This is a genomic window from Mesorhizobium sp. L-2-11 (assembly GCF_016756595.1).
Taxonomy (GTDB): domain Bacteria; phylum Pseudomonadota; class Alphaproteobacteria; order Rhizobiales; family Rhizobiaceae; genus Mesorhizobium.
Genome location: NZ_AP023258.1, coordinates 252119 through 265500, shown reverse-complemented (window position 1 = coordinate 265500; position 13382 = coordinate 252119). Strand labels below are relative to the sequence as shown.

9 protein-coding genes and 1 pseudogene are annotated in these 13382 nt (G+C 62.9%); 3 read left to right on the top strand and 7 right to left on the bottom strand.

Going from position 1 to position 13382, the window contains the following annotated elements; translation table 11 throughout:
• Positions 1–15 precede the first annotated feature (15 nt).
• Positions 16–957: a formylglycine-generating enzyme family protein gene (locus tag JG739_RS32705; protein WP_202367917.1), complete on the bottom strand. Its 942-nt coding sequence runs from the start codon at positions 955–957 to the stop codon at positions 16–18.
• 146 nt (positions 958–1103) lie between these two features.
• Positions 1104–3554, bottom strand: coding sequence for an arylsulfatase (locus tag JG739_RS32700; protein ID WP_202367890.1), 2451 nt, complete (start codon positions 3552–3554; stop codon positions 1104–1106).
• Positions 3555–3891: 337 nt separating this feature from the next.
• Here JG739_RS32700 and JG739_RS32695 point away from each other — a divergent pair, with 337 nt between their 5' ends.
• The 3 genes and pseudogenes from JG739_RS32695 to JG739_RS36290 all read left to right on the top strand — a co-directional run.
• On the top strand, positions 3892–4851 hold the full coding sequence (locus JG739_RS32695) for a helix-turn-helix domain-containing protein (RefSeq protein WP_202367889.1): 960 nt from the start codon (positions 3892–3894) through the stop codon (positions 4849–4851).
• A 206-nt stretch (positions 4852–5057) separates the two neighbouring features.
• The gene (locus JG739_RS32690) at positions 5058–6722 is read left to right on the top strand and encodes a tyrosine-type recombinase/integrase (protein WP_202367888.1); all 1665 of its coding nucleotides are present in this window, start codon (positions 5058–5060) and stop codon (positions 6720–6722) included.
• Positions 6713–7378, top strand: a pseudogene (locus tag JG739_RS36290) (tyrosine-type recombinase/integrase); the annotation flags it as partial. The gene JG739_RS32690 and the pseudogene JG739_RS36290, both read left to right, overlap by 10 nt.
• Positions 7379–7516: 138 nt before the next feature.
• On the opposite strand, the gene JG739_RS32685 reads toward JG739_RS36290, so the two are convergent.
• The 5 genes from JG739_RS32685 to JG739_RS32665 form a co-directional block, all read right to left on the bottom strand.
• The gene (locus JG739_RS32685; RefSeq protein ID WP_202367887.1) at positions 7517–8515 is read right to left on the bottom strand and encodes a tyrosine-type recombinase/integrase; all 999 of its coding nucleotides are present in this window, start codon (positions 8513–8515) and stop codon (positions 7517–7519) included.
• Positions 8512–9450: a tyrosine-type recombinase/integrase gene (locus tag JG739_RS32680; protein WP_202367886.1), complete on the bottom strand. Its 939-nt coding sequence runs from the start codon at positions 9448–9450 to the stop codon at positions 8512–8514. The genes JG739_RS32685 and JG739_RS32680 overlap by 4 nt, the downstream gene beginning before the upstream one ends.
• A complete protein-coding gene (locus JG739_RS32675) occupies positions 9447–10670 on the bottom strand; it encodes a site-specific integrase (protein ID WP_202367885.1) in 1224 nt (407 codons plus the stop codon). The genes JG739_RS32680 and JG739_RS32675 overlap by 4 nt, the downstream gene beginning before the upstream one ends.
• A 529-nt stretch (positions 10671–11199) precedes the next feature.
• Positions 11200–12399: an IS91 family transposase gene (locus JG739_RS32670; protein ID WP_202367884.1), complete on the bottom strand. Its 1200-nt coding sequence runs from the start codon at positions 12397–12399 to the stop codon at positions 11200–11202.
• A gap of 11 nt (positions 12400–12410) precedes the next feature.
• Positions 12411–13292 carry a tyrosine-type recombinase/integrase gene (locus JG739_RS32665; protein ID WP_202367883.1) on the bottom strand — a complete coding sequence of 294 codons (882 nt, stop codon included), beginning with the start codon at positions 13290–13292 and terminating at the stop codon, positions 12411–12413.
• Positions 13293–13382 lie beyond the last annotated feature (90 nt).

Sequence of the window (13382 nt, the reverse complement as noted above, 5' to 3'; positions counted from 1 at the left end):
TGCTATCGCCAGACGTCACTTTTCTTTCTGCGCGTGACTTCCGCCTGGCTCGCGTCCCCTGACGATGAGCCGAAAACCCAGATGCGAAATCGATGTGTCGATGGGCTGCGCCATGCGTGCGGCGGGCCGGTAGCGGCGGCAATAATTCGGCGCGCACAGGTGCGAGCCGCCCTTGGTGACCTTGCGTGGCATCTTAACGTCCGGCTCGCGGGGATCGTAGCTCGTCTCCCGTCCGCCGCCGCGCGGATTGGCGGCCGTGCAGCACGGGCTGTCGATGTTGCCATGCTCCTGATACCAATCCGCCGTCCATTGCCAGACATTGCCGGCCATATCGTGAAGGCCGTAGCCGTTTGGCGGGAATGAGCCGACCGGGGCAGTATATTCGAAACCGTCATCCAGCGTGTTGCGGTGGGGGAATTCGCCCTGCCAGACATTCGCCATGTGCTTTCCGCCGGGCGTCAACTCGTCGCCCCAGACATACTCGGCGCCGTCCAGCCCGCCGCGTGCGGCGAACTCCCATTCGGCTTCGGTCGGCAGTTCCTTGCCCGCCCACTTCGCGTAAGCCTCGACGTCCTCGAAGGCGACGTGGACGACTGGATGCTCCATCAGTTTCCTGATGGTGCTCGCCGGCCCGCGCGGATGACGCCAATTGGCTCCTGCGACATAGACCCACCAATTGTAGTGGTTGCGCACATCGACCGATCCGGCTGGTTTCTTGAAGATGGTCGATGACGGCGACAGCAACTCAGGCAGCGCCCCCGGATAGTCTGCCGGGTTGGCCGGCTTCTCGGCGATCGTGACGTATCCGGTTTCCGCAACGAACCGTTCGAAGTCTGCGTTGGTGACGGCGAAGCAGTCCATCCAGAAGCCGTCGACGCGCACCCTGTGGGCCGGTGCTTCCTCGGCATAACCACTATCCGAGCCCATCAGGAACTCGCCGCCGGGAATCCAGACCATGTTTGGGTATGGCGGCCGGATGGGAGACGCATCCTGTTGATATCCGAAGGTGACAACACTGCTCAACGGAACACCCTTACCTTGTCTCGCGAAGGAGCTGCGGCACCTGCTCGGCAATTTGCCAAACGGGTTTGCGTGAACTGGCTTCACTTGGTCTCCACCGTAACCTTCTTCAGCTTGCCGGTGAACTTGAAAGGAGGCGCATATGTCGGCGACACCGGCGTGCCCCAATCCTCGCCGACATCGAAGGTGTCATCGGTAGAGAAGACGACCGGTTGTGTTTTCTCGATCCGGCCTTCGCCCACCTTGCTGCCATTGACGGTCAGGGTGCCTGTGCCGCCCTTGCCCATGCCGCCGCCGTCATAGGCGAAATCGAAGGAGATCGTTGATGACCCTGCCGGCAAAGGCTGCGAGGAGGCTATGGTGTACCGCTCAAGACCGAGAAAGTTGTAGTGGAAGGTCGGCTTGCCGTCCTGCACCAAAAGGGCGTAGCCGCCTGTCTCTCCGCCGAGAGTGACGAGCACGCCTTCCGCGTTGCCATCAGGGTTTTCGACCTCGGCAACGACAGAAAACGACCGGTTCTTGATGTTGATGACCCCGTCCTCCGGAAGCCGGACGGTGCCAGGGCCGTAGCTGGCCTTGTTGCCCGCGACGAGCTTCGGCCGCTCGGCGGTCAGCAACGCGGTCAAGTCGTCGGCCAGCGGATACACGTTGTATTTGCGGGCCTCGCTGTCGAAGAGCGTCTGCAACTCCTTGAGCTTCTCAGGGTTTTGCTCCGCCAGGTCATTGGCTTGGCCGAAGTCGCTGCGCATGTCGTAGAGTTCCCAGACGTCCTGGTCGTAAGGCACAGCGTGTCCATGGACTAGCCCGTCGAAACCGTGACGGGTGCCGGCCCACCAGCCGTCATGATAGATCGCGCGGCCGCCGAGCAACTCGAAGTACTGCGTCGTGTGCCGGTCTGCTGCCGCTCCGTCGTCGAAGGCGTAGACCATGCTCACGCCTTGCATCGGCTTCTGGTCGGCCCCGTCGACCCGTTTCGGCTCCGGCAGCCCGGCGCACTCCAGAATGGTCGGGAGCACGTCGATGAGGTGATGAAACTGCGGGCGGATGCCGCCCAGGTCCTTGATGCGCGCCGGCCAGGAGATCGCCAGCGACGTGCTGCAGCCGCCGCCCGAGGCCACTTCCTTGCCGTAGGTGAATGGCGTCGACGTGGCGTAAGCCCAGGCGGCGGGATAGCTGCCGTGCGAATTGGGACCGCCAAAATCGTCGATCTGCTTCGCCAGGTCGTCGAGCGACTCCGGGACGCCGTTGAATGTGCTGAGCTTGTTCATGGTGCCGTGCAGACCGCCCTCTGGCGTCGGTCCGTTGTCACCGGCGAGGTAGATGATGAGTGTGTTGTCGAGGTCGCCGGTTTCAGCGATGGCATCGATGATGCGGCCGATCTGGAAGTCGGTGTATTCGACTGACCCGCAGAAAACCTCCATCCACCGGGCGCCGACCTTCTTGTCCGTGTCGGTGAGCGTATCCCAGGCCGGGAGGCTCGCGGGCATGGCCGCGAGTTTGGTGTCGGGGGCAACGATCCCCAGGTCCTTCTGCCGTGCCAGAATACGCTCGCGCAGCTGGTCGTAGCCGTCGTCGAACTTGCCCCGATATTTGTCGATCCACTCGCGCGGCACGCCGACCGGCGGCTTGTGCCCGTTCGGGGCGTAATAGACCATCCACGGCTTTTCGGGATAAATCGACTTTTGCCGCTCGATCCAGCCGATGGTCCGGTCGGCCATGTCGGCCTCCAGATGGTAGCCTTGCTCCGGCGTTTTTTGCGCCCGCAACGGTGTCGTGTTCTCCCAGAGCGGCGGATACCACTGGCTCACACCGGCACCAAAGAAGCCGTAGAAATACTCGGCGCCCATGCCGATCGGCCACCGGTCGAACGGGCCTGCCGAAGAAGTTTCATGGAGGGGCGTGAGGTGGGTCTTGCCAATCCAGGCAGTGCCGTAACCGTTCTGCCGCAGGATTTCGAAGACCGTGGCGCTGCTGCGCTGGATAGTAGCGTTGTATCCTGGGAAGCCGACCGCGCCCTCCGGTACGAAGCCCATGCCGACGGAATGCGCGTTGCGCCCGGTGAGCAGTGCGGCGCGCGACGCCGAGCAAACGGGCGTCGTGTGGAAGTTGCTGAAGCGCAACCCCTGCGCCGACAGCCGGTCGAACACCGGCGTATTCGCCGGCCCACCGAATGCGCTCATGTGGGCGTAGCCGATGTCGTCGCCCATGATGAGCAGAACATTGGGGGCGCCCTTCGGCGCCTTCAGCGACTGGGGATAATCTGGCTTCGAGTCCTTATAGGCTTGATGAATCTCGCCCCGGAACGGCACCTCGGGAGGCGGCAGCACGGTGCGGTCGAATGTAGTCGCCGCGTCTACGCCGGTGCCCTCCGTTTGCGCCGACGCGCGGGTCACCGACGTGGCGACAGCGCCACCCGACACGGTCGCGGCGGTCAGCAGAGAGGCGCCGCTGAGCAGGAGATCGCGGCGGCTCAAACCGTCGCTGCGCTGCGGGGAATTCCCTTGCGGTTTCTTTTCGGAATGGTCGTCGCTCATGATGCTTCTCCCTCAGGATGCAGCCGAAGAGCTGCGCGTATCGTTGTTGCGCCGGCAACCATGCGCGGCCCCGGCGCATTGCGTCTTTCTTCGTGTGCAGGCCGCGCCTCTCGCGATCCGGAACGCGACTTGACTGCATGCTGCGAACCGCGGCGGTGGACCTGTGATGACTTCAGCGCGGCGGACGTTTGCTCGAATTTGAGAGCGACGTCCTCCCAGGCGGCCTCTGCGACATAGCGGAAGTCTAGCGATGTACCGGAATTCCACTATCCGTATTCTGCAAATCCCGTGCTAGGCTATCCACATCCTGCAATTCCGGCAGACGCGTCGCAGCCCGATGAATGGATCAGCGAGCCTACCACAAGTCGTCGAAGGCCGCTTCGAAGATATCGACGCCTTGGCGGCGAGCCCGCTTGCCTGGAATCTGCAATACGAGCAGATCGGGCCTGGGCGTTTCCATGGCCGGTTGACACAGCTCGTGCTTGGCCAACTTCAGTTAGCTCGTGAAACCCGGTCGACTGGGGTTTTGCAGCGCGGGGCCGCGCCGTCAGGCACATGGGCCTTCGGCTTGCCGCTGATGACGGAAGGGTCGCTGCACATACGCCGCAGGCCCGCACCTCCCGGCCAGCTGCTGGTTGCCACCTCGCGCGACGACATCGGCCTTACGGCGACCGGAGCGATCGACCTCATGGTCGTCGTGCTGCCGACAGCGAGGATCAACCACTGGGTGCAGGTGCGGCGCGGCATCGAGAAGGTCGACGTCGACCTTCCGTCGCCGCGATGGCAGATTCCTGCGACCGAGATGACGCGCCGTGCCGAGGCACTATCTGACTTGCTGCAGGTGCTCAGCGTCAGACCGGATGCTCTCTGGAGCGACTGCAGCTTGCCCGTGGTCGAAGCACAGATCGTCGAAGTCATCCTCGGGCTGATCCCTTCCGCCGAAATCATCGAGCCCCTGCACAGCCGAGCCCGCATCGCGCGGGCGGTGCTCAAGCTGCTGCTCGACCGGCTCGACGACCCACCCAGCATCACCGAATTGTGCCTGCTGGTTGGCGCCAGAGAGCGCACACTGTATCTCAGCTGCGTCGAAGCCTTCGGTCGCCCGCCCTTGAGGCTCCTGGCCGAACTGCGGCTCAACGCCACGCATCGGGTGCTACAGCGTCCCAGCGAGGAGACCAGCGTGACTGCTGTCGCCGCACAGTATGGTTTCAACCATTTCGGGCGTTTCTCGGCCGCCTATCGACGCCAATTTGGAGAGCTACCGTCGGCTACGCTCACCAAGACCCGTGGCCATTGAGAGTTGCAGAAACATTGAGCATTTCGAGCCACAACTACGAAGGCGGATGGCGAGCGTCGATCCTCTCGAAAGTCCGCTTGCCGGCGTTGAATCGAGCTCCCAAAAGCCGCCTTTGGGTCATGGGCGTGAGTAGCCGAGGGCGAGCGAACTGCCCAATGGGGTCGATTCCTGACGCTTTAGATGTTCGTTGAAACCATTCCGCCTGATTGCTGATCTCAGCAGCCCGTCTGCGTAATGTAGGCTCTCCGTTCTACTTCACTGCTGAATCCACAATGCTCCTGATGTCTGACGACGAAAGGAACATTGTAATGACTGATCAACTACCACTCGGATGTTTTCCGGAAGACGCCGACGGCAATGCGCGATCGTGGCCGCTGGTCACGGAGTTCATGGACTATTTGCGCAGGACAGGAGCAGCCGAAGGGTATCTTCAGGAATTCCCTGGACCCGCAAAGCACCTTCTTATCTGGCTCGACAGGAATCGCATCGGGGTCGATGCGGTCGATGGCGACGTGGTGCGTCGGTTCCTGACACACGCCTGCGATTGTCCGCGACCGCCCGGCGAGCGCTATCAAACGCGCCACATGCACAAGCCGGTGTTCAAGGGACGCATCTTCCACTTCGTGAGGTTCCTGGAGGAAAGCGGCCGGATCGAAAACCCGTCCTCCCTAGATGAAGGGCTCCGGCGCATCGGCGACTTCATCGCCTATCTCGGCGAACAGCGCTACTCGCCGACCACCATGAAGGCTTACGAATTTTGCTGCCGCCACTTCGTAACCTGGCTTCATCAATACCGGATACCGCTGGCCGCCATCGACGAAGGAATCCTTCGGCGGTTCGCCACGCACGAGTGCATCTGCCCCGGCACGTTCGTGCACAAGGCGGAGCGCAACCGCGACTATCAGTTCCGGATCGAGCGCTTCGTGCGCTTCCTCATCACGAATGGCGTGCTCTCGAGCGTGGCATCCGAGGATGCCACCGGCACCGATGATCTGCGGGACTTTCGTGATTGGCTGCGTCGGCACCGTGGTATCGGAGAAAGCACCATCCTCGATCATGCCAGGGCGGTCACCCGACTGCGTCAGCAACTCGGCAACGATCCCGCGAGTTATGACGCGGCGCTGATCAACCGGGTGATCCTTGAGAATCTCAAGACGGTCTCGCGGGTGGGCGCGCAGCAAATGTGCGGCTCCCTGCGGATGTATCTGCGGTTCCTCGCTTCGAGAGGTGAATGTTTGCCGGCACTTGTCGGCGCCATTCCGAGGATACCGCGATGGCGGCTGGCGACGCTACCGCGCTACATTCTCAACGACGACGTCGAACGTGTCATCGCATCGTGCGATCCCACGACGCCGAGAGGATTGCGGGATCGCGCGATCCTCCTGCTTCTGGCACGATTGGCGTTGCGCCGGGGCGATGTCGCCAACCTGCGTCTTCAGGACATCGACTGGGACGCTGCCCTCATCAGGGTCGCGGGCAAGACGAGATACACCGTCGCGCTACCCCTGCCGCAGGATGTCGGTGATGCGCTCGCCGCTTACATCGAACACGCGCGACCGCCTGTCGAATCCGACAGGGTCTTCATCAGATCGATCGCGCCCTATAAGCCGTTCACGGACGCGGGGCCGATCTCGATCGTCGTCAGCGACGCTCTGAAGCGCGCCGGGGTAGACAACCCCAACCTGCGCGGCGCGCATCTGCTTCGTCATTCGGCGGCAACCAACATGGTGCGATCAGGGGCGACATTGGACGCGGTCGGCGCATTGCTGCGTCATCGCTCGCCCGAAACGACCGCCATCTATGCCAAGGTCGACACGACGATGCTCATGCAGGTGGCTCAACCCTGGATCGGGAGGGCGACATGGCGATGATCAGCGACGTCGAGCGCTATGTCGCGATCAAACGCGGCCTTGGCTACAAGTTCTTCGACCAGGCGCAAAAGCTGCGCAAGTACGCGACCTTTGCCGAAGCCGCCGGCGACACCTATACCTCTGCCAGCCGCATGATCGAGTGGGCGGGCAGCGCTCCATCCGTGCAAAGCTCCCGGGAATGGCTGCGGGTCGCTCGCCACTTTGCGATCTCGATGCATGCCGAAGATGATCGCAACGAGATCCCGCCGCGCGATGCATTCGGCTGGGGCAAGCGGCCACGTCCCCAACCGCATATCCTCTCGGTCCCGGATATCGGGCGGATCATGCAGGCGGCCTTGTCGCTGCCGCCTGTCGCCTCGATCACGCCTTACACCTACCACTACCTGATCGGGCTCCTTGCGGCGACGGGCATGCGCGTCTCCGAGGCGGTCGCGCTGCTGGAAGGCGACCTGACGAAGGACGGCCTTCTGATCCGTGAGACGAAGTTCCACAAGAGCCGGCTTGTCCCGATCCACTCGACAACCAGAAAGGCACTGTCGGAATATCTAACCCTGAGGCGGCGTATCGGCGGCCCCGATCCGCACCTGTTCGTGATATCGACCGGCGAGCCTCCCGATCATGCAAGTGTCACAAGGGCGTTCATCAAGCTCGCCAGGCGGCTCGGTGTACGCAACGCGGAAGGACGTGGACCACGGCTTCACGACCTTCGCCATAACTCCGAGTGCCGGATTATTCCGAGTGACGGCCGGGAGGCCAAAGAATGCGGGCGATCTGTGGCTGTTGGGTCGGCATTATCAGAGGCTCTTCAGGAATGCGAGGAGATGGTCGTCGGGCTTGTAGCGGCCCAACCGGATGTCGGCCGTGTCGGTCCTTGCCAGAGCTTGCTCCTTGAGCTTCATGTCGGCCTGAAGATAGATGGCGGTGGTTTCGACCGACTCGTGGCCCAGCCACAGAGCGATGACCGAGCGGTCGACGCCGTGCTGGAGCAGATCCATTGCCAGGGTATGCCTCAGGACATGCGGCGTTACGTGCTTGCTGGCCAGCGATGGGCAGTCGCGACGTGCGACGGCGAGGTGCTTGTTCAGCAGGTATTGAAGTGCGTCGTGACTCAATGACGTGCCGCTTATCGTCGGGAAGGCAGGATCGGCGCTCCGCCCGCGTCGCTCGGCAAGCCAGGCACGCAGCACCGTGACCGTATCCTTGCGAAGCGGTGTGTTGCGGAGTTTTCGGCCCTTTCCCTGGCATTGCACATAGGCGGCCGGGCCGAGGACAATGTCCTCGCAGCGAAGGCCGACGATTTCGGCAGCACGCAGGCCGGTCTGCACGGCCAGCAACAGAAGCGCCCGGTCACGGCGCCCGATCCAGCTGCCGAGGTCGGGAGCGGCGAGCAAGGCGGCCACTTCGATGCTGGTGAGGAAGGCGACCGGCCGGCGAACATAACGCTTGCTCGGGATGGCGAGCACACGCTGCGCAAATGCGCTGTGTTCCGGCGCATGCAACGCCACATAGCGGAAGAAGGAATGGATGGCGGCAAGACGGACATTGCGGCTGCGGGCGCTGTTGTCGCGGTCGCGTTCGAGATGATCGAGGAAGGCGCCGAGGAACGCGGTGTCGAGATCCGGCAAGGTGACGTGCGAGGCCCCCTTGCGTAGCTGCCGCTGGGCATAGGCCAGCAGCAGGCAGAAGGTATCGCGGTAGCTCGCAAGCGTATGCGGGCTTGCCTGTCGTTGTCTGATGAGGCGATCGGTGAAGAAGGCCTCAAGAAGAGCGGGGAACGTTGGGGCGGCGCTCATGGGCGGGATTCCGGCTGAGATTGTTCTGCCCGCAGCAGCGCTTGCTGCAGCAGCTCCGGCGTTGCCGTCAAATACCAATAGGTGTCGGTGATGTGGGCATGGCCGAGATAGGTCGCCAACTCGGGCAGGTGGCGTTCGACATCGACGCCGTTGCGATACCAGCGCAGCAATGTTGTCACGGCCAGTCGGTGGCGAAGGTCGTGCAGGCGTGGCCCGCGGGAGTCATTGGCGCCGCGGAGGCCGACCTCGCGCGACAGCTTGACGAACGTCCACCGCACGGCCCATTCGGTCAAACGCGTCCCGCGCTCGGAAAGGAAGAAGCTGGAGCTCACCGGATTTGGGCATGACCGGTCTCGGCTGGCCGCATAGATTTTGAGGGCGTCTTGCGTCGAGGGGTGAAGCGGCACATAGCGCGACTTGCCGAACTTCGTGTCGCGAACCGTCAGGATGCCGTCAACGAGATCGGTGTCGCCGCGATCGAGACGCAGCGGTTCGTTACAGCGCAGACCGGTCGCCGCGTACAAGCCGAAGAGCGTGGCATAAGTCTGCGGGCGAAGGCCGACTGTCGACGGCAAGCGCTTTGCCGCGTCGATCAGTCGGGTGATCTCTTCGTCGCGATAAATATAGGGGGACGATGGTCGACGATACCGGTGAGGAAGAAGGTCGGTCGGCGGGACGACGGTCCGCGGGTCAATGGCGCTGCAATAGCGCGCGAACCGGCGAACCATCGCCAACCGGTTGGCCCACTGGGCGGGCTGTGCCTCTGCCGGCTGCATGGCCCAGGCCAGGGCAATCTCGGTGGTGATGAAGGTGGCGCCGGAAGATTCGGCAAAGACAACGAAGCGCTGCAGCAACCGTCCGGAAAGACGCAGCTTATGGCCGAGGGCGCGGCGCGCGGCCAGGTACTCTTCGAGCGCCGCTTGCAACGCGCTCATGATGCGACTCCTGGCCAGGGTAGCGCAATGGCACGCAACGCCGCGATGTCGACTTTGGCATAGATCTGTGTCGTGTTCGGCTGGCTGTGGCGGAGAAGTTGACCGATTTCAACGAGCGAGGCGCCGCGGCGCAGCAGATCGGTGGCGAGTGAGTGACGCAGCAGGTGCGCACCCTTGAACGCCGGCGTCAGACCGGCGCGCTTGAGCGCTCGACGGACGATGCAGCAAATAGTCGACTGGCTGACAAAGCCGCGTCTGGGAGCCCGCGTGCGAATGAAGACACGGCGTGTTGAGCAAGCAGGCCGATCCTGCCGCAGATAGTCGACCAAGGCGGCACCGACATCCGCCGGCAGTGGCAGCCGCGCCAGCCGTTGACCCTTGCCATGCACGACAATCTCGCCGCAATCCCAGTCGAGATCGTCCAGGGTCAGGGCCGAGACTTCGCCACCCCGTAAGCCGAGGCGCGCGAGCAGCATCAGAACCGCGTAGTCCCTGCGGCCGGCCGGTGTTCTCCTGTCGCAAGACACAAGGAGCCGTTCGACCTGTTCTGCACGCAGCGCCTTCGGCAAGTGTGCCAAGCGCCAGCCGGCGATCCCAGGCACCGCGACAGCGAGATCGGTCGCAAGCAAACCGCGTTGCTGCAGGAAGCGCAGAAACGAACGCAGCGCCGTGACCGCCAACTTGGCGCGGCCGAGCGACCCGGCCTGGGCTCGCCGCACGATGAACCGATGAACGTCGCCCACTCGCAGGTGGTCGAAACCCGGATCCTTGCCGCCAAACTGTTCGTCCAGGAACCCACGAATAATCGGCAGATAATTCGTCAATGTCGATGCCGAGAGACCACGCTCCTTGCGCAGGTATTCCCCAAATGCGTCGATCAGCTTACCCTTGGCGCTCGTATCGACCTCTGGCAGCAGCACCGGCACGCCGCCCGTGTCGCGCAGATATCGTACCAACTGCCGAATGGTCCAAGCATCGCCACGCCTCGGGCGCAGACCAAGTTCCGTCAGAAATAGATCTGCGTCCTCTTCCCCGAGCAAGCTCAGCGGAACATCCTGCCTCTCCACCCAAGCACTGAAACCGGCCAGGAGCTTAATCTTCTGCTGAACAGTCGTTTTGCCGTATCCCTGGCCATCGAGCAAAGCCTCGAAACCATCCAGGTGGCTAGCCAATCGGCCTATCCAGCGATCTTTGGCTAGCGCCTCATTCAGATCAATCATCGTCTGTCTCTCCCTATAGCGTGGGAAAGTCCACGCTCAGAAAGAGCAGCCGAATAATGTCGAGCAATCAACGGCCGACGCTGATCCAATTACTTGCAATCATGAGAAAATTACGCCGCGGCGATGGCGTCACTCGGAATAATCCGGCACCCGGAATTATGCAGAGCGTTTTTAGCTTGGCGTCGCGCAGAACGGCGGGTGGCGAAAGCGCGCTGAGGTGGATCGCGACGGTGAGCTAAAAACGTGTTGGACTAAGCCGCCGGCACCGGTGGCCGCTATGGGCATTCAATTGAGGCCGTGCCCATGAACAGGCATGGCGTGGGCCCGGATGCGGTCGTGGACGCCGCGATTGCAAGGGGTCGCGTGCGCCGAAAGCGGAACGGATATGGGTTCGGCAAAGTGAGGACCGGCGTCGCGGCCTGCCGACAGAGGCAGCCGGTGGTGACGGCGCGCACCTTCGCGGGATCGGCTCGGTTTTCCGGCCGAACGGCTTGTACGATGCGGTGACGGCGAAAGCGGCGCGGTTCTTTCATGACGTATCCCAGTATGGCGGGGGTCCAGTGGCGCCGTCGAAGATTTCGATGATGATCATCTGACCTTGACGACAGGCGGGGCATTGCCTGAGGGAATGACCGGTGAGATCCTCGTAGCAGTCGCGGTAATCCTTTGCGGGTCGACTGTCCGACGGCTCGGGAACCGGCATGCCGAGCAGGTCGCGGCAGTGGGCGAGTTTTTGCGCCCGGTAGCGATTGCCGAGAAAGCCGTAGTAGCGGATGCGATGGAAGCCCTCGGGCAGGACGTGCAACAAGAAGCGGCGAATGAACTCGTCGGCCGCAACGGTCATGACCTTCTGCCGATTGCCGTGCCGGTAGTCCTTCCAGCGGAAACGCACGGCGCCGTCCTCGATGTCGATGACGCGGTTGTTGGAAATGGCGACGCGGTGCGTATAGCGGCCGACATAGTCGAGTACCTGCTCCGGTCCGGCGAAGGGCGGCTTGGCAAAGACGACCCACTCAGCCTTTCGTAGCGGCGCCAAATAGCGCTGGAAGGCGTCGCGCTCGCTCAGGTGCTGCAGGCCAGAGAAAAACTGCAGTTCGCCGGCGTCGAAGGCTTTCTCCAGATGCTCCAGGAACAATCGTCGGAACAGGCGCGAGAGCACCCGGACGGGCAAGAAAAAGCCGGGCTTGCATGCGATCCACCGATGGCCGTCGCGAGACAAGCCTCCGCCGGTGACGACGCAATGCAGATGCGGATGATGAAGCAGGTTCTGGCCCCAGGTGTGCAGCACGGCGAAGAAGCCGATCTCGGCGCCCAGGTGCTTGGGGTCGGCGGCGATGGTGCGCAGGGTTGCGGCGGTGGCGCGGAAGAGCAGGCCGTAGACGAGCGCCTTGTTCTGATAGGCAATGGCGGCAATGGGCTCCGGCAGCGTGAAGACGACATGAAAATACTGCGTGTCGAGAAGCTCGGCGCGACGAGCTTCCAGCCATTGCGCGCGAGCCAGCGATTGGCAGCGGGGACAGTGGCGATCGCGACAACTGTTGAAGGCGATGCGCCGGTGGCCGCATTGATCGCATGCTTCGACGTGTCCACCGAGTGCGGCGGTCCGGCACAGTTCGATCGCCGTCATGACGCGGCGCTGGGCGGTCGACAGCGACGCATCGTGCTGTGCGCGATAGGCTTCGCCGTAGCAGCGGAAGATATCCGCCACTTCCGGCCCCGAGCGGGCCATTGGCGCGCCGCTCAGAAGTATTGCGGCTTGGCAGGCGGCGGCGGGGTGGGCGCCGGACGCGGTAAGAGCTCGAAGGGGCTCGACGTGGCGCAGACCTTGTTGGTGGCGATCCGCAGGTAATGGGCGGTGGTCGCGAGACTCCTGTGACCGAGCAGCAGTTGAATGGTGCGCACGTCGGCACCGGCCTCCAGCAAATGGACGGCAAAGGCATGGCGCAAGCTGTGGGGCGTGACCGGTTTGGACAATCCGGAAAGGTCGCGCGCTTTCGCGCAGGCGTGTCCCACCGCATCCCTGGTGATCGGCTGGCCGGCGCGATCGCCGGGGAAGAGCCACCCCTCTGGCCGCCGCAGCTTCCAATAGTTGCGCAGGATCTCCAGGAGCTTGGGCGACAGCATCACGTAGCGGTCCTTCTGGCCTTTGCCCTGCTCGACGCGGATGACCATTCTCTGGCTGTCGATGTCCGTGGGCTTCAGCTGCACCGCTTCCGAGATGCGCAAGCCGGCGGCATAGCAGGTGGTCAGGATGGCGTGGTGTTTGACGTCGAGGACGCAACCGAGGAACCGCTGAACTTCCTCGGGACTGAGGATGATCGGCAGCTTCTGCGGCTTCTTGGGAAGCGGCAGGACCTCTTCAGGCGCCCAGTCCCTTTCGAGCGTCACCTTGTAGAGAAAGCGCAGCGCCGCAATGGCGGTGTGGATCGAGCCCGGCGACAGCTTCTTCTCGTTGGTCAGATAGACCTGATAGGTCCGAATATCCTCTCGCTCGAGCAAGTCCGGCGACTTGCTGAAGTGGCGGGCGAACAGCGACACCTGTTGCAGATACGACAGCTGGGTGTTGAGCGCGAGGTTGCGCACCTGCATGTCCTCACTCATGCGCTGGCGAAGTTGGGTCATGACAAGCTCCTTTGTCCGATGGAATGGGCTGCAAGCAGCCACCCCATGCTGACGCAGTCGGAGCTTGTTGTGGACACACGACCAGCGCGA

Bases quoted from the DNA above. Each gene is read 5' to 3' on its own strand.
- JG739_RS32700 (WP_202367890.1), bottom strand. From the start codon at position 3,554: ATGAGCGACGACCATTCCGAAAAGAAACCGCAAGGGAATTCCCCGCAG.
- JG739_RS32665 (WP_202367883.1), bottom strand. From the start codon at position 13,292: ATGACCCAACTTCGCCAGCGCATGAGTGAGGACATGCAGGTGCGCAAC.
- JG739_RS32680 (WP_202367886.1), bottom strand. From the start codon at position 9,450: ATGAGCGCGTTGCAAGCGGCGCTCGAAGAGTACCTGGCCGCGCGCCGC.
- JG739_RS32705 (WP_202367917.1), bottom strand. From the start codon at position 957: ATGGTCTGGATTCCCGGCGGCGAGTTCCTGATGGGCTCGGATAGTGGT.
- JG739_RS32695 (WP_202367889.1), top strand. From the start codon at position 3,892: ATGAATGGATCAGCGAGCCTACCACAAGTCGTCGAAGGCCGCTTCGAA.
- JG739_RS32675 (WP_202367885.1), bottom strand. From the start codon at position 10,670: ATGATTGATCTGAATGAGGCGCTAGCCAAAGATCGCTGGATAGGCCGA.
- JG739_RS32685 (WP_202367887.1), bottom strand. From the start codon at position 8,515: ATGAGCGCCGCCCCAACGTTCCCCGCTCTTCTTGAGGCCTTCTTCACC.
- JG739_RS32670 (WP_202367884.1), bottom strand. From the start codon at position 12,399: ATGGCCCGCTCGGGGCCGGAAGTGGCGGATATCTTCCGCTGCTACGGC.